The sequence below is a fragment of the Sphingobium sp. BHU LFT2 genome, from assembly GCF_018604485.1.
In the GTDB taxonomy this organism is placed as follows: Bacteria; Pseudomonadota; Alphaproteobacteria; order Sphingomonadales; family Sphingomonadaceae; genus Sphingobium; species Sphingobium yanoikuyae_A.
The window spans coordinates 382,996-399,292 of the sequence record NZ_JAFCGW010000001.1 but is presented as its reverse complement, the minus strand read 5'-3'; the positions used below and the strand labels follow the sequence as shown (position 1 = coordinate 399,292).

Sequence of the window (16,297 nt, the reverse complement as noted above, 5' to 3'; positions counted from 1 at the left end):
ACGCTTGTCGGATCGCGCCTATTCCATCGATGGGCAATTAAAATTGCCGAATGATGCGCAGGCCGGCGGTGGGGCGGAAGACATCGCCACGCGGCCGTTCCGCGCCAAGGCCCGCCTGCATGGCGAAATTGCCGCCCAGTTGCTGGTGCAATTGCGGCATCAGCAACAGGCCGCCCTCGCTGCCGCCCTGATAATTGATCTCCAGCCCCAAGACCTGCCCTTCGCGGCTGTCGTAGAAGGCTGAGTGGTTGAGGATCACGCCGTTGCGGCCATGGCCGCCCGACAGCTTGACGTCGGCAAGCCCTGCCATCGTCACGCTGCTCCAACGGTTGTTGTAGCGGTGGGCCGCCATATAGGCGAAACTGCTGCGATACTGTTTGGCGCGGCGGTCATAGATGCCGAGATATTGGACGCCATGGCCGGTGCGCCCGCCGCCTGTGGTGCCGAAACTTGCCTGCAGACCCAATTTCAGTTCAGCAAGCCGGCCGTTGACGAAGGGCAATTCGCCCTCGATCGCGAAGCCGTCGGCAAAGGCATATTCGATTTCCGGCGCCCAATGGACGGCGTCGTCATCGCCCGACAGCGGAACGGTCGCCAGGGTATTGACCTCCAGTTCGCCGCGCTTGGCGCCTAGCGGCCGCATCATGTCGAAGATCATCGGTTCGGGCACGTCGGGATAGGCGTCGGACGCCAGCGCGACATCGCCCAGAAAGGCGCTCGCCATGGCGGCAAGGCCATGGCGCGAAAGGGATCGAACGGACAAGAAAGGCTGCTCCCGCGATGAGGATGTGACGATTCACATCCCCGTCTACGCGGGAGCGGGCGCCCTTATTCCCTAAGGGTCAGAGACAGGCTTCGAGGAAGGGCTGGTCGAAGCCGAACATGCGGGCCTTGTCCAGCGTATAGGGGCGCAGGCCCATCGAGCGATATTCGCCGATGATCTTACCGCTGTCATCCTCGTCATGATATTCGAACTTGAACAGTTCCTGGGTGACGATGACGTCGCCTTCCATGCCGATGACTTCGGTCACGTTGGTCACGCGACGCGAACCGTCGCGCAGGCGCTTGACCTGGACGATCAGGTCGACCGAGTCGGCGATCTGCTTGGAAATGGCTTCCTTCGGGATCTTGATGTCGCCCATCAGGATCATGTTTTCCATACGGCCCAGACACTCACGCGGCGAGTTGCTGTGGAGCGTACACATGGAGCCGTCATGGCCGGTGTTCATCGCGGCGAGCAGGTCGAAACATTCCGCGCCACGAATTTCGCCGAGGATGATGCGGTCAGGACGCATACGCAGGGCGTTCTTGACGAGATCGCCGATGGTGATCGCGCCCTGGCCTTCCAGGTTGGGCGGGCGGGTTTCGAGCGGCAGCCAGTGCGGCTGCTGCAGGCGCAGTTCGGCCGCGTCCTCGATGGTCAGCACGCGCTCGCCCGGATCGATCATCTTCGACAGCGCGTTGAGCATCGTCGTCTTGCCCGAACCGGTACCGCCCGAAATGACGATGTTGAAACGGCAGGCACCGGCGATCTTGAGCGCGGTCGCCATCTTCTGGTTCATCGCGCCCCATTGGGCGAGCATGTCGATGGTGATCGGCTTGGCCGAGAATTTACGGATCGAGATGGCCGTGCCCTTGAGGCTGAGCGGCGGCACGATCACGTTGACACGCGAACCGTCGGGCAGGCGGGCGTCGGCCAGCGGCGTGGTCTGGTCGACGCGGCGGCCGACCTTGTTCACGATGCGCTGGGCGATTTGGAACAGATGCTCTTCATCGCGGAACTTGATCGGCGCGATCTGGAGCTTGCCCTTCTTTTCGACATAGGTCTGCTCGGGGCCGTTGACCATGATATCGCTGATGTCCGGGTCGGCCAGCAATTCCTCGAGCGGGCCAAGGCCCAGAAGCTCGTCGACCAGCACCTTTTCCAGCGCGAACTGCTCGCGCCGGTTGAGCGTCAGCTTCAACTCGGCCAGCACTTCCATGATGATCGGCCGGAATTCCTCCGCCAGTTCATCCTTGGTGAGGGTCGCGGCCGCTTCGGGATCGACGCGTTCGAGCAGGCGGGGAAGCACCTGTTCCTTGATCTTGTGAACCGACGCCTCGAACCCCTGCGGGCCGGCATCGGCGACATGTTCGGCATTGGCGCGTTCGGACAGGCGCGACATGGCGTCCGCATTGCGCTGCATCTGGCTGGTCGGCGCCGACAGCGGATCGAGCGGAATTTCGCCCGGCAGGGCGGCCAGGTCGAGCGGCGGGAACTGCTCGCCGCCGCGCGGGGCCTCCTCGCGCGCTGCGCCGCCGCTGTGCATCGGTCGGGCGACGCCGAAACCCGGTTTGATGCCGGCAGGTCCATTTTTCCGTCCAAATGCGCTCATAACTCTCCGCCGGTATTCTGCGATCGGGCCAGCCACCCCAAAATGGGCCGATTCACCATGGCTGGAGAAGGTGAATAAGCTGGAAACTTTGACAAATGGCTAATGCGCCGGCGCCCATTCTGAGGATCGCGGATCGCCGGCAAGGATGGCGCCGTACCGGATCGGGGTGAAGGGCGGGGCACGGTTACCCGACATTAACCAATCTCGCCGATAGGGATTGCAGGCTTTCAGGATTTCGGTGCCATGCGAACCTTGTCCATCGTCATTCCCGTTTTCAACGAACAGGATGGCATCTCCCTTTTCCTTGATGCGGCGCGGCCTGCAGTGGATGAGGCGCTGTCCCTGATCGGCGCCGACGCGCGCGCCGAATATCTGTTCGTCGATGATGGCAGCGCGGACCGCACCGGTGACGTGCTGGAGATATTGTCGCGGTTCAACCCGGACCTGCGCTATGTCCGGCTGTCGCGCAACTTCGGCAAGGAGGCCGCTCTGGCGGCCGGCATCGACCATGCTGTCGGAGACGCGGTCATCCCGATCGATGTCGATCTGCAGGACCCGCCCGAAGTGATCGTCGACATGGTTCGCCTCTGGCTCGCTGGCGCCCAGGTGGTCAACGCGCGGCGGGCCGATCGATCGAGCGACAGCTGGTTCAAGCGCTGGAGCGCGCGGGGCTTCTATGCGCTGCTCAATCGCCTGTCCGATTATCCCATTCCCGAAAATGTCGGTGATTTCCGCCTGCTTGACCGGCAGGCCGTCGATGTCGTCAAGCAATTGGGGGAACAGGCCCGGTTCAACAAGGGCCTGTTTTCCTGGATCGGCTTCCGGGTCGCGACGGTTGATTATGTCCGGGCGCGGCGGGAAACCGGACGCAGCAAATGGGGACTGGGCAAGCTCTGGTCCCTGGCCGTCGACGGCATCACCGCGTCGACCACCATGCCATTGCGCATCTGGTCCTATGTCGGTGGCGCGATCGCGCTCATTGCCTTTGCCTATGCCGGTTTTCTGGTCGTACATACGCTGGCGACCGGCGTCGACGTGCCCGGCTATGCCTCGATGATGGTTGCCGTGCTGGGCCTTGGCGGGCTCAACCTGCTCAGCCTGGGCATCATGGGCGAATATGTCGGGCGGATCGCCCGCGAGGTGCGGCAGCGGCCACTATATATTGTCGCCGCCGATGCCGGGGCGCGCAACGTCGGGGGCGCCGCGGCCCCGGCGCTCGATCAACTGGAAAGGGACGAAGAATGGATCGCTCAGCCTATACGAGCATGAATGCTCAGGAGGGCGAACATTGGTGGTTCGTCGCCCGCCGCGCCATCATCGATGGCCTGATCCGCGATCATGTCGCCTTGCCCGATGACGCCCGCATCTTGGAAGCCGGCTGCGGTACAGGCGGCAATCTGGCGCTTCTGGCGCAGCATGGTAGCGTCGATGCGCTTGAATATGATGACGAAGCACGGGCCATCGCGGCCGCGCGGGGCGTCGCCACCGTGGAGGCAGGCGCCTTGCCGGAGAAGGTCGGCTTCGGCGATCGGCGCTATGACCTGATCGCCCTGCTCGACGTGCTGGAGCATGTCGACCAGGATGAAGCGTCGCTCGCCGCACTGCGCGGCCGGCTTGCGGCAGGCGGGCGACTGCTCGTCACCGTGCCGGCGGTTCCCTGGCTATGGTCCGATCATGACGTGCTGCACCATCACAAGCGCCGCTATACCCATGATGGCCTTGCTGGCGTCGCCGCGGCGGCCGGCTTGCGGGTTGAGGCATCGGGCTATTTCAACAGCCTGTTGTTCCCGCTCGCCGTTGCCCAGCGGATGGCGCATCAGTTGCTTCGGCGGGAAGCACCGCTCGATGCCCGCCCGGCCCCCTGGCTCAATCGCTCGCTGCAACAGGTGTTCGCGGCCGAACGCCACATGCTGGGCCGCATCAATTTCCCGATCGGCCTGTCACTTTACGCGATTCTCTCCGCCTGATCCTGGCTGCCGGAAATTATGCGGACTGAACCATAGTCCGTCCCAGCACCGGGCTGGTTCGCTGGCAGGAACAGGTGCGGGCCTTGCCGGTCGCACCAGGGCGGGCATGGCGGGCAGGGGCGCGAAATAGGATACCTTGGGGAAGGCGGCAAAGGTCTGATCCCACGCCTTCGATACCGAACAGCGCACTTCGGGCGCAGGCGGATGGACAAGCGCGCGGCGGATTTCGGCCAGCCCGGTCAGGCTGCCAATCAGCAGCATGGCGATCAGCCAGGTGCGCCGTTCGGTCCCATTGCCCAGCTCATCGGCCAGCATCGCTGCCAGGATGGCCAGCGCGGTGATGGATGCCCGCGCCATGAAATCGATCGACCATCCGATCTGCACGAACGGGATCAGCATCAGCCAGGCGAAGGCCAGCCAGAGCGTGTCTCGGCCAAATCGCGACGGTCGGGCGACCAACAGCAACGGCACCAGATAGGGCAGGGTTTCGATCCCCTGGAACATCAACCATTGTAGCGGCGGGATCGGCTGGAATCTTAGTCCCACGTCCGCGCCAGATGCCGCGCCGAGATAAAGAAGGGACGGGACGGCCAACAGGCTGGCCAGCGCCGGGAGCAGCATGTCGGCGATACGCAGCCGGCGCGCCGCCAGGGTACGGATGCCGGCCAGCGCGGCGAAGGGCATCGCGCCCATCAGTCCGAGCGGAGACCATAGGGCCGTCAACGGCAGCAGCGCGAGATAGGGCGCCAATGGCAATCGTTCGCGGCGCCAGAGCAGATAGCCCATCGCCCCGATCCAGCCGGACATGGCATGTTGCGGAACCCAGAAGGCCAGGGTGATGGTCGAGGAATATTGGAGGCCGATCCAGTCCTCCAGATGATCGCCCAGCCGGCCATTGAGGACCAGGTCGCCGATCGCGTCTATGCCGCTGAAGCCGAGGAAGACGAGCAGCGCGACCAGTCGACCGCGCCGGCCGTCGAACAGTTGCGCGGCAAGCGCGAGAGTCAGGCCCAGCAGCAGGGCATTTTGCGCCAGCAATGCGATATCGCCCGCGCGCACGCCCAGCGCCTTGTAGAGCAGGGCAGGGGCGAGGAACATGCCGATCGGCGCCCGCAACAGGTAGGGGACGGCCCGTTCGGTATAGACGAAGGGCCAGGGATTGACGGCCATGTCGCGAAGCGCGGCGAGCCGCACCTGCCAGTCGACATTGGCATAGAAGAACCGGCCTTCGCCGCCGAGCATCAGCAGCAGCAGAGAGACCCCCGTGCATAGCAGCAGCGTGCCGATGCTCGGTCCCGATCGGTCGGGCATGGTGCGCAGCATGACGCCGCACAGCCCGCCGATCAGCAGCAGGGCGAGGGGATAGGCCCAGAACGGGGCGACATCCAGGAAGCGCCAGAGCAGCAACTGGTCGAGGCCGAGCCAGGCAAACAGCGCGGCGATCAGCCAGCCGGCCGGAACGGTGTGCGCGAGCAGGCCGCCAGAGCCGGCCGGTGGCGCAGAAACAGCGGTCTTGGCGGCGAGGGCGGTCATCGGCGGGCGGCACTCACAAGAAAAAGGGGCGCGAAGCGCGCCCCTTGGTCCGTTCGTCTGGCATGAATGCGGCAGGTTGGAAAGAGCCTGGCTCCCCCATCGGCCTGCGCGCCAGGAAGCCTCAGCCCGCCTTTTCGGCGAGAACCGTCAGGCCCTTTTCATTGACCTCGGCAAAACCGCCCTCGACCGGGATGATTTCCGGTGCGGCGCCAGCCGATGCGAAGATCTGGATCGCGCCATCGCGCACGGTCGACATGAAGGGCGCATGGCCCTCCAGCACGCCGAAGTCGCCATCGGTGCCGGGAACGACGACCTGATAGACCTCTTCCGAGCGGACGAGCTTTTCAGGGGTCACGAGTTCGAAATGCAGTGCCATTCTAAAATCTCCCCCCTCCCTTCCAGGGAGGGGCCGGGGGTGGGTGCCATCGCGATGCGATGGCCTGCGCCCTAGCCGAGAGGCAGGAAGCGCGCTTCGCGCGCTACCCACCCCTCAATCCCCTCCCTTGGAAGGGAGGGGAGGGTTTGTTGCTTAGGCTGCTTCGGCAGCCAGCTTCTTCGCCTTTTCGATGGCTTCGTCGATGCCGCCGACCATGTAGAAGGCGTTCTCGGGCAGATGGTCATATTCACCATCGACCACGGCCTTGAACGACTTCACCGTGTCTTCGATCTGGACGAACTTGCCCGAGATGCCGGTGAAGACTTCGGCGACGTGGAACGGCTGCGACAGGAACTTCTGGATCTTGCGCGCGCGGGCGACGGTGATCTTGTCCTCTTCCGACAGCTCGTCCATGCCCAGGATCGCGATGATGTCCTGCAGCGACTTGTACTTCTGCAGGATCGACTGGACGGCACGGGCGGTGTCGTAATGTTCCTGGCCGACGACGCGGGGTTCCAGAACGCGGCTGGTCGAGTCCAGCGGATCGACCGCCGGATAGATGCCCAGTTCCGAAATGGCGCGGTTGAGAACGGTGGTGGCGTCAAGATGCGCGAACGAGGTCGCCGGCGCCGGGTCGGTAAGATCGTCCGCGGGAACGTAGACGGCCTGAACCGAGGTGATCGAACCCTTGTTGGTCGAGGTGATGCGTTCCTGCAGCGCGCCCATGTCGGTCGCCAGGGTCGGCTGATAGCCCACGGCCGAAGGAATACGACCCAGCAGAGCCGACACTTCGGCACCGGCCTGGGTGAAGCGGAAGATGTTGTCGACGAAGAACAGCACGTCCTGGTTCTCGACGTCGCGGAAATATTCGGCGATCGTCAGGCCCGACAGGGCGACGCGGGCACGGGCGCCCGGCGGTTCGTTCATCTGGCCATAAACCAGGGCCACCTTCGAACCTTCGCTGATCGCGTTGCCGTCGGCATCCTTGGCGATCACGTTGGCGTCGAGGAATTCATGGTACAGATCGTTACCTTCACGGGTGCGTTCACCGACGCCCGCGAAGACCGAGGTGCCGCCATGGCCCTTGGCGATGTTGTTGATCAGTTCCTGGATGAGCACGGTCTTGCCGACGCCAGCGCCGCCGAACAGGCCGATCTTGCCGCCCTTGGCATAGGGGGCCAGAAGGTCGATGACCTTGATGCCGGTGACCAGGATCGACGCGTCGGTCGACTGGTCGACGAACTCGGGTGCCTTGGCATGGATCGGCGAACGCAGTTCGGTGGCGACCGGGCCGCGCTCGTCGATCGGCTCGCCGACGACGTTCAGGATGCGACCGAGGGTGGCCGGGCCGACCGGAACCGAGATCTGCGCGCCGGTGTCGGTGACTTCCTGGCCGCGGGTCAGACCATCGGTCGAGTCCATCGCGATGGTGCGGACGGTGTTCTCACCCAGATGCTGGGCGACTTCCAGCACCAGGCGCTGGCCGTTGTTGCTGGTTTCCAGCGCCGAAAGGATCGCCGGAAGCGCATCGGGGAAGGTCACGTCGACGACGGCGCCGATGACCTGCGAGATGCGGCCTACATTGTTGGTGGTTGCCATGACTATGTCCTTGCCTGCTTGTCCTTAGAGGGCTTCGGCGCCCGAGATGATTTCGACGAGTTCGGTGGTGATCGCGGCCTGGCGGCTGCGGTTATACTGGATCGTCAGCTTGTTGATGAGATCGCCGGCATTGCGGGTCGCATTGTCCATCGCGGTCATCGACGCACCCTGTTCGGACGCGTTGTTTTCCAGCAGCGCCTTGAAGATCTGCACCGTGACGTTGCGCGGCAGCAGGTCGTCGAGGATCGCTTCCTCGCTCGGTTCATATTCCACCGTGGCGGCGATCGCATTGCGGTCGGCGTCGGCGGGGATCTTCACCGGGATGATCTGCTGTTCGGTCGGGATCTGCGCGAGCGCCGACTTGAAGCGCGAATAGAAGAGATGGGCGACGTCGAACTTGCCGTCGAGGAACATCTGGCTGAGTTCCTGCGCCACCGCCTGGGCCTGGGCAAAGCCCGGCTCCTTGGCGCCGGTGGTGTCGTAATTGGCGACGATCTTGCCCGGATAGGTGCGGTTGATGACCGGACGGCCCTTGCGGCCGATCAGGTAGAACAGCACTTTCTTGCCATCAAGCTCCAGCGCGCGGGCCTTGGCCAGCGCGGCCTTCACGATATTGGCGTTGAACGCGCCGGCAAGGCCGCGATCGCTATTGGCGACGACCAGCAGATGGACTTCGTCCTTGCCAGTGCCGGCGAGCAGCGGCGAAGCGCCTTCGCCCGAGCCACCGGCGATCTTGGTCGCCAGGCTCGCGACGACCGCTTCCAGTCGCTCGCTATAGGGGCGGGCAGCTTCGGCAGCGGCCTGCGCCTTGCGCAGCTTGGCCGCGGCGACCATCTGCTTCGCCTTGGTGATCTTCTGGGTCGACTTCACCGACCCGATGCGCAGCTTCAGTTCCTTGAGGCTAGCCATAGTTCAAATATTCCGAGCAAGGGCCAGACGGCCCGCGAGACCAAAGAAACCGACGCCCATGGCGCCTTCGAACCAGCGCATCGCGCTGCTCTGCCCCACTTTGCGACCCGCCTTGGTGGCGAGCAGCGCGAGCAGGGCGCACCACAGGAAACCGAGCCCATAGACGATCGCGATCAGCAGCATGCCCTGCCACGGCGCATCCGGGCCGGTGCCCACGAACTGCGGCAGCGCGGCGAGGAAGAAGATCGCGACCTTGGGGTTCAGCACGGTGCTGACCAGGCCCTGGGCGAAGGGCGATCCGCCGATCCGGACCTTGGGCGTTTCGCTTGCCGGCGTCGGCTTGATCGCACCGCGCAGCAGGCCAAAGCCCATCCAGGCCAGATAGAGGGCACCGGCGATCTTAACGCCCAAGAACAGCCCCGGCACCGCATTCAGCACGCTGAGGAAGCCGAAGCCGCACAACAGCATGTAGAACAGGCCGCCGAGCTGGATGCCGCCGATCGCCGCCATTCCCGCCTTGAACCCGCGGCGCGCCGCGTGGCCGGCCACCAACATGGTGTCCGGCCCCGGCAGAAGCACCAGACCGATCGACATCACGGTCCAGGCAAGAAGGGAATGGGCGGTCAGCACAGCGTCTTAAGCGAAGGTCTTGCCGAACGAGTCCAGCGCAGCCTTTAGCTTGCCCTTGGCGTCGTCGCCCAGATCCTTGCTGTCGCGGATCGCGGTCAGCACTTCGGGGTGGTCGTGACGCAGATAGGCGAGCATCAGCTCTTCATAACGGGTCACGTCCTTGACCGGGATGCCGTCCAGATAGCCGTTGGTGCCGGCGAAGATCGACGCGGTCTGCTCTTCGAACGGCAGCGGCGAGAACTGGCCCTGCTTCAGCAGCTCGGTCAGGCGCGCGCCGCGGTTCAGCAGCTTCTGGGTCGAGGCATCGAGGTCCGAACCGAACTGGGCGAAGGCCGCCATTTCGCGATACTGGGCCAGCTCCAGCTTGATCGAGCCCGAAACCTTCTTCATCGCCTTGGTCTGCGCGGCCGAGCCGACGCGCGACACCGACAGGCCGACGTTGATGGCCGGACGGATGCCCTGGTAGAAGAGGTTGGTTTCGAGGAAGATCTGGCCGTCGGTGATCGAGATCACGTTGGTCGGAATATAGGCCGACACGTCGCCTGCCTGGGTCTCGATGATCGGCAGCGCGGTCAGCGAACCATTGCCATTGGCGTCGTTCATCTTCGCAGCGCGTTCCAGCAGGCGGCTGTGGAGATAGAAAACGTCGCCCGGATAGGCTTCGCGGCCCGGAGGACGACGCAGCAGCAGCGACATCTGGCGATAGGCGACGGCCTGCTTGGAAAGGTCGTCATACACGATCACGGCGTGCATGCCGTTGTCGCGGAAAAATTCGCCCATGGTGACGCCGGTATAGGGCGCCAGATACTGGAGCGGAGCGGGTTCCGAAGCGGTCGCGGCGACGACGATCGAATATTCCATCGCGCCATTTTCTTCGAGCTGCTTGACGATCTGCGCGACGGTCGAGCGCTTCTGGCCGACGGCGACGTAGATGCAGTAGAGCTTCTTGCTCTCGTCGTCGCCCGCGTTGATGCCCTTCTGGTTGATGAAGGTATCGATCGCGACGGCGGTCTTGCCGGTCTGGCGGTCGCCGATGATCAGTTCGCGCTGGCCACGGCCGACGGGGACGAGGGCGTCGATCGCCTTCAGGCCGGTCTGCACGGGTTCGTGCACCGACTTGCGGGGGATGATGCCCGGCGCCTTGACTTCGACGCGCTTGCGCTCGGTATATTCGATCGGGCCCTTGCCATCGATCGGGTTGCCGAGGCCGTCGACGACGCGGCCCAGCAGACCCTTGCCGACGGGAACGTCGACGATGGTGCCGGTGCGCTTGACGGTGTCGCCTTCCTTGATCTCGGCGTCCGAGCCGAAGATCACGATGCCGACATTGTCGGCTTCGAGGTTGAGTGCCATGCCCTGAACGCCATTGGCGAACTCGACCATTTCGCCCGCCTGGACGTTGTCGAGGCCATGGACGCGGGCAATGCCGTCACCCACGGTCAGAACGGAACCGACTTCGCTGACCTGCGCTTCGGTGCCGAAATTGGCGATCTGGTCCTTGATGACCTTCGAAATTTCTGCGGCGTTGATATCCATGTTCAGCCTTTCATCGCCAGGGCGAGACTATTCAAACGGGTGCGGATGGAGGAATCGATCATCTGGCTGCCGATCTTGACGACCAGCCCACCCAGGATCGCGGGATCGACCTTGGCCTCGACGGCAACGTCGCGGCCGACACGCGCCTTGAGGCCCTTGGCCAGCGCGGTCAGTTGAGTCTTGGTGAGCGGATGCGCGCTCGTCACTTCGGCGCGGGCCTCGCCCTTGTGATTCGACAGCAGCGTCTCATAGGCGCGGATGACCGCGGGAAGCTGCGAGAGGCGACGGTTCTGGGCGAGCACGCCCAGGAAATTCGTCGTCAGCGGATCGATCGACATGGCGGATGCAACCGCCGCGATCGTCTTACCCGCTGCGTCGCGGCTGAGAACGGGACTGTTGATCAGGCCCTTGAAATCAGACGATTCTGCGATCGCCGTCTTGATTGCCGCGAGGCTCGCTGCGACGGTGTCGAGCGTCTTGCCGTCGCGGGCCAGATCGAACAGCGCCACCGCATAGCGGCCGCTGAGGCTGGCCTGAATACCGCCGGTAGTCTCCACGCGCTTACCGTCCTCCAACTTGATTTGCCGGTCATGCAAAAAGAGGGGGAGCAGTAATAACCGTCCCCTGTTGTCGGGCCGGTTAGCAGTGCCAATATGACTATGCAAGTCATGTGACACGATTCCATCGCATCGACGAAATCAAGCCAATTTGACTGAGTTTTTCGGGAAAACGGACAGGCTAGGGAGCGGGGTCTGCGGGGGCAAGCCGTCCTTTTTGGCAATGATAGACCAGCCGCTCGTTCGGCTGGGGCGGCAGCAGCGCGGCGAGGTCCGACTGGAGCGTCGCGATCCGGGTCAACATCGTGGAATCGCTGCTGCATCCCTTGATCGGGCCATCCTTCAGCAGGGCGCGGGCCTTGTCCATCTTGTCGCCGTCGGGCAGCCAGCGCTGCACCCGCAACAGGCCGGTGGCCGGGTCGAATTCGCTGCGGCTGACATAATTGCCCTCGTCGGGCACATGGGCGCGCTGCCAGGTCGTGCCGGTCGCCTGATACTGCGTGTCGCCGTTGACGCAGCCGCCCTCGGCCCAGTTCAGACCGACATCATTGGGCTGCGACACGGTCAGCCGGCTGCGGTTGAGGTCGATGCGGCAGATATTGTCGCCGGCCCAGGCAAAGGTCTTGTTGCTGACCACGCTCTGGTCCTCGGGCAGCTTCACCCGCTCGTCGATGCTGGCAAAGCTGGGCTTGAAGACGAACAGGCCAAGCGCGCCCATCAGCAGGATGCCGCCACCGGCGATGAACCAGGTGGCACGCTTTTCGCGGCCCTGGCTGTAGAAGAGGCCGCCAGCGCCCAGGCCCAGCACGGCGAGGGCCAGCAGCACGGCGGCGCCCGCCATCGCATTTTCGCGGCCGGAAATGACGTCGCGCTCGGCGGTGTCGCGGGCCTGCTGCAGCGCCTGCTCGCGCTTGTCGGCGGCGGCGCGGTCATTCTGTTCGGTCAGCTGCGATTCGCGCTGGGTGATCGAGGCTTCGGCCGCGTCGGCTTCGGCCATGGTGCGGCAGGCGACGACGGTGTGGAGCGAGGACACGCCGGCCTGGCGCAGGAAGGAGGCGACTTCGCGCCAGGATACGGCAAAGCCGAATTCGGCGTCATTGCCGTCCGAGATCGAGCCGAAGCTGTTGACGCCCAGTACCCGGCCGCAATCATCGACCAGCGGGCCGCCGCTGTTGCCCGCGGCAAGCGGGGCGGTGTGCAGGATGGTGTCGAAGCTCTGGCTGGAGCGGCCGGACGAGATGCTGCCGCTGGTCTTCACCGTGCCGAGCGGTTCGACCAGCTGCTTGAGGCTGAGGCCCTGAGCGCGATCGACGGTGCCGGGATAGCCGATGGCGGTGACATGCTGGCCGTCATCGACCGCCCCGGCATAGAAGGTGGCAACTGGCAGGCTGCCTTCCTCCAGCTGGATCAGGGCCAGGTCATTGCCCGGCGAATAGGCGATGATCCGCCCGCCATAGCTTTTCTTGCCCTCCGATGGGATCACGCCGATGACGAGATCCTTCTCCTCGCGCGCCAGTTCGACGACATGGGCGTTGGTCAGCACCTTGTCCGGGGCGATCGCGATGCCGCTGCCATGGCCCACGAAATAGGCGTCAGCGCCATTGGTCGCGACCAGAGCGACGCGCACCACGCTGCGCGCGGCGGCGGTGATATCCTGCTGTTCGGCCCGTGCGGGGCTGAGCAGGACGAGGGACGCGACAAGCGCGGCGATCGGGCGAAGGCGACGGAAAAGGGCGACCATAGGAGGCGCATACATATGCGAAGGCCCGCTTTAGGCAATCGGGAAAAAGCGGATGCGACGGGCCGTGTGCTTTTGAACGCAAGCGACGGGAAGCCTCGCCAAGCCGTCTGGATTACCCCATATCCATGAACCAGATGACACGCCCCGAACCCGTCCCGGCTGCCATGCCCGATGCCGCAGACTGCTGGACCGCCTTTCTGGCGCGCGATCGCCGACAGGATGGCTGCTTCGTGGGCGCGGTGCTGACCACCGGCATCTATTGCAAGCCCAGCTGCCCGGCCCGGCACCCGAAGCGGGAGAATATGATCTTCCTGCCTGATGGTGCGGCGGCCCGTGCGGCGGGCTTCCGTGCCTGCCTGCGTTGCCGGCCGGATGAGGTGGGGCGCGACCAGCAGGCGGTGGAAGCGGCGATCCGCCTGATCCGCACCGCCGAAACGCCGCCCCGGCTGGAGGAGATGGCCGACCATGTCGGCTATGCGCCGCATCATTTCCATCGCTTGTTCAAGCGGATCACCGGCCTGACCCCGGCCGCCTATGCCCGCGATCTGCGCACCGAGCGGCTGAAGGCGGCACTGGCGACGCCCGGCAGCGTGACCGATGCGATCTATGAGGCGGGCTATAACGCGCCGAGCCGCGCCTATGCCGATGCCGAACGGCATCTGGGCATGACGCCGAGCGCCTGGCGCGAGGGCGGGCGCGGTGTCGATATCCGCCATGTCGTGATCGGGACGAGCCTGGGCGCGCTGCTGGTTGCGGCGACCGAGCGCGGCCTGTGCCGCATCGCCTTCGATGAAGGGGAGGCGGACCTGCGCCGCCGATATCCCAACGCGACTCTGTTGCCCGCGGACGCCGCGCTGGATCGCTGGGCGCGTGCCGTGGCTGCACTGGTGGATGATCCGGGGGTGGGAGCGGATCTGCCGACCGATGTCGGCGGCACCGCCTTTCAGCAGGCGGTCTGGGCCGCCTTGCGGGCGATCCCGGCGGGCGAGACGCGCAGCTATGGAGAAATCGCCGCGGCGATCGGCCGGCCGGGCGCCGTGCGCGCAGCGGGGACCGCCTGCGGCGACAATGGCCTGGCAATATTGGTGCCGTGTCATCGTGTGCTGCGCAGCGACGGAAGCCTGGGCGGCTATGCCTATGGAGTCGACCGCAAGCGGAGCCTGCTAGAAGCGGAGCGCCGCGCGAAGATGACAGCGAAGGCAACAGGTGAATGATCCTTTCTCGATCCGCTTGCGTCACAATATTCTCGTAATTTAACTTTTGATTAACTATAGGCTCGCGCCTTCTTCAAAGGGGGCGGGTGGGCTTGCGTAGTCTGTTGTTCTGGCTGTTGCTGATGACGCCGACCATGACAGTGGCATTGCCGCTGGCGCAGCCGGTGGCGATGCCGATCGGCCCCGGTCCCGACCGGATGGCCGCCGGCGTGGCGCGCATGGTCGGATCCATCCTGGAATTTACCCGCTGGCCAACCGCGCGGCCGGTCGTGCGCATGTGCATGGCCGGTGTCGTCGCCCATGGCGACCAATTGGATGAGATCAGCCTGACGAACGGGGCGCGGATCGCCACGGTTGCGCTGGCCGCCGACGAGGCCGCGCCCGCCGCGCGTTGCGATGCGCTTTATCTCGGAAGCCTGGACGTGGCGGTGCGCCAGCGGCTGATCGCGGCGGTGCGCGGCAATCCGGTGGTGACGATCGCGGAGGATGATCGCGACTGCGCGGGCGGGGCGATGTTCTGCCTGTTGTTCGCGCCGCAGACCCTGTCCTTCCAGCTCAACATCGATGCGGTGTCCCGATCCACGGTGCGGATCGATCCGCGCGTGCTGCGCGTGGCGAAGGGGGGCTATTGACCATGGCCGAACAAAGCCTGACCGCAATGCCGACGTTGCGCCAGTTGCTGGCGCGGGCGCATCTGCGCCTGATTTTGTTCGCCGTGTTGATGGCGGGCCTGACGCTGACGGTGACAGGTGTCACCGTTATTCGCGGTTATGCCGCCCGTAACCTGACGCTGATCGCGCAGACCGTAGCCTATACGGTCGAGCCGGCTCTGGTGTTCGATGATGTCGATGCGGCACGACAGGGGATCGCCACGGTGGCGGCATCCGAAAGCGTGCGATCGGTCGAGTTGCATGATCGTCACGGACGGTTGATCGCGGCCTGGAACCGGCCCGATCGCGGCATGGCCGGCAACCTGTCCCGGATCGTGGACGCGCTGTTCTGGCCCAGCCCGGTGCGGGTGCCGGTTCATCACGGGCCGGTCGTCGTGGCCGAAGTACAGGTGTTCGGCGATGCCGGCGGTCTGGGGCGCTATATCCTGTCGGGGGTTGCCACTGCGCTGGCCTGCCTGGGGCTGACCATCGTCGCGACCCAGTTGCTGGCGCGGCGGTTGCAGCGCGACGTGACGGGACCGCTGGCCCATATCGCACAAGTCGCCCATGCGGTTCGCACTGACCGCCAGTTCGATCGGCGCGTGCCGGTCGCCGGCATTCATGAGGTCGATCAGTTCGCGCGCGATTTCAATGCGCTGCTGGATGAGCTGGACGAATGGCACACCGGCATTTTGAACGAGAATCGTATCCTGGAGCGCCAGGCGACCCGCGATCCGCTGACCGGTCTTGGCAATCGCGCGATGTTCGAGCGGGAGCTGGCGGCAACCATGGCGCAGGCCGATGAAGGCGACACATCCTTCGCGGTCATCTATGTCGATGTGAACCGGTTCAAGCAGGTCAATGACAGCCATGGCCATGATGCCGGCGATGTCATGCTGATCGTCATCGCGGCGCGGCTGCGGATGGCCTTGCGGCCGGGCGACATGGCCTTCCGTCTGGGGGGCGACGAATTTGCGCTGATCCTGGCGGCCGGGGCGACCCGATCCGAAGCCGATCAGATGTCGGCCCAGATCGGGGCCGGTATGACCCAGCCGATCATGTTGCCGAGCGGCGTCAGCATCCGATCCTCGCTGAGCATCGGCAGCGCTCTCTATCCACAGGACAGTGTCGATCCGCGCGCACTGCTGCGCCATGCCGACGCGGCCATGTATGCGGCCAAGGCGCGGAGCGACGGCAGGAATTGATGATG

The 16,297-nt window shown here is 64.8% G+C and carries 15 protein-coding genes; 5 read left to right on the top strand and 10 right to left on the bottom strand.

All coding sequences use genetic code 11. The features are described 5' to 3' along the window. Positions 1–37 precede the first annotated feature (37 nt). Positions 38–763 (bottom strand): hypothetical protein, encoded by a 726-nt coding sequence (locus JQK15_RS01985; protein WP_234792185.1) that lies wholly within the window; start codon positions 761–763, stop codon positions 38–40. A gap of 79 nt (positions 764–842) precedes the next feature. Next, the gene (locus tag JQK15_RS01980) at positions 843–2,375 is read right to left on the bottom strand and encodes a TadA family conjugal transfer-associated ATPase (RefSeq protein WP_004210759.1); all 1,533 of its coding nucleotides are present in this window, start codon (positions 2,373–2,375) and stop codon (positions 843–845) included. Between the two features lie 243 nt (positions 2,376–2,618). Here JQK15_RS01980 and JQK15_RS01975 point away from each other — a divergent pair, with 243 nt between their 5' ends. Further along, on the top strand, positions 2,619–3,644 hold the full coding sequence (locus JQK15_RS01975; protein ID WP_063976337.1) for a glycosyltransferase family 2 protein: 1,026 nt from the start codon (positions 2,619–2,621) through the stop codon (positions 3,642–3,644). After that, the gene (locus JQK15_RS01970; RefSeq protein WP_063976338.1) at positions 3,617–4,342 is read left to right on the top strand and encodes a class I SAM-dependent methyltransferase; all 726 of its coding nucleotides are present in this window, start codon (positions 3,617–3,619) and stop codon (positions 4,340–4,342) included. The genes JQK15_RS01975 and JQK15_RS01970 overlap by 28 nt, the downstream gene beginning before the upstream one ends. Here the strand turns inward: JQK15_RS01970 and JQK15_RS01965 are convergent. The 8 genes from JQK15_RS01965 to JQK15_RS01930 all read right to left on the bottom strand — a co-directional run bounded on the left by JQK15_RS01965 (position 4,316) and on the right by JQK15_RS01930 (position 13,223). Further along, positions 4,316–5,875, bottom strand: coding sequence for a hypothetical protein (locus JQK15_RS01965; protein ID WP_251007515.1), 1,560 nt, complete (start codon positions 5,873–5,875; stop codon positions 4,316–4,318). The genes JQK15_RS01970 and JQK15_RS01965 overlap by 27 nt on opposite strands. Before the next feature lie 121 nt (positions 5,876–5,996). Continuing rightward, positions 5,997–6,251, bottom strand: a complete 255-nt coding sequence (locus JQK15_RS01960; RefSeq protein ID WP_004210764.1) for an ATP synthase F1 subunit epsilon — start codon at positions 6,249–6,251, stop codon at positions 5,997–5,999. 153 nt (positions 6,252–6,404) lie between these two features. Continuing rightward, positions 6,405–7,850: a F0F1 ATP synthase subunit beta gene (gene atpD / locus JQK15_RS01955; protein WP_214863116.1), complete on the bottom strand. Its 1,446-nt coding sequence runs from the start codon at positions 7,848–7,850 to the stop codon at positions 6,405–6,407. 24 nt (positions 7,851–7,874) lie between these two features. Then, positions 7,875–8,759, bottom strand: a complete 885-nt coding sequence (locus tag JQK15_RS01950) for a F0F1 ATP synthase subunit gamma (protein ID WP_097382327.1) — start codon at positions 8,757–8,759, stop codon at positions 7,875–7,877. Between the two features lie 3 nt (positions 8,760–8,762). Then, the gene (locus tag JQK15_RS01945; protein ID WP_004210767.1) at positions 8,763–9,353 is read right to left on the bottom strand and encodes a LysE family translocator; all 591 of its coding nucleotides are present in this window, start codon (positions 9,351–9,353) and stop codon (positions 8,763–8,765) included. Positions 9,354–9,395: 42 nt separating this feature from the next. Next, on the bottom strand, positions 9,396–10,925 hold the full coding sequence (atpA, locus tag JQK15_RS01940; RefSeq protein ID WP_004210768.1) for a F0F1 ATP synthase subunit alpha: 1,530 nt from the start codon (positions 10,923–10,925) through the stop codon (positions 9,396–9,398). Between the two features lie 2 nt (positions 10,926–10,927). Continuing rightward, on the bottom strand, positions 10,928–11,482 hold the full coding sequence (locus JQK15_RS01935) for a F0F1 ATP synthase subunit delta (protein WP_010338579.1): 555 nt from the start codon (positions 11,480–11,482) through the stop codon (positions 10,928–10,930). Positions 11,483–11,663: 181 nt separating this feature from the next. Then, positions 11,664–13,223 (bottom strand): S1C family serine protease, encoded by a 1,560-nt coding sequence (locus JQK15_RS01930; RefSeq protein ID WP_214863114.1) that lies wholly within the window; start codon positions 13,221–13,223, stop codon positions 11,664–11,666. A gap of 125 nt (positions 13,224–13,348) precedes the next feature. Here JQK15_RS01930 and ada point away from each other — a divergent pair, with 125 nt between their 5' ends. The 3 genes from ada to dgcN all read left to right on the top strand — a co-directional run bounded on the left by ada (position 13,349) and on the right by dgcN (position 16,292). Then, the gene (gene ada / locus JQK15_RS01925) at positions 13,349–14,437 is read left to right on the top strand and encodes a bifunctional DNA-binding transcriptional regulator/O6-methylguanine-DNA methyltransferase Ada (protein ID WP_214863112.1); all 1,089 of its coding nucleotides are present in this window, start codon (positions 13,349–13,351) and stop codon (positions 14,435–14,437) included. Positions 14,438–14,523: 86 nt separating this feature from the next. Further along, positions 14,524–15,069 carry a regulatory sequestration protein YfiR gene (gene yfiR, locus JQK15_RS01920; RefSeq protein WP_353047172.1) on the top strand — a complete coding sequence of 182 codons (546 nt, stop codon included), beginning with the start codon at positions 14,524–14,526 and terminating at the stop codon, positions 15,067–15,069. A 2-nt stretch (positions 15,070–15,071) separates the two neighbouring features. Continuing rightward, positions 15,072–16,292, top strand: a complete 1,221-nt coding sequence (gene dgcN, locus JQK15_RS01915) for a diguanylate cyclase DgcN/YfiN (protein WP_214863108.1) — start codon at positions 15,072–15,074, stop codon at positions 16,290–16,292. Positions 16,293–16,297 lie beyond the last annotated feature (5 nt).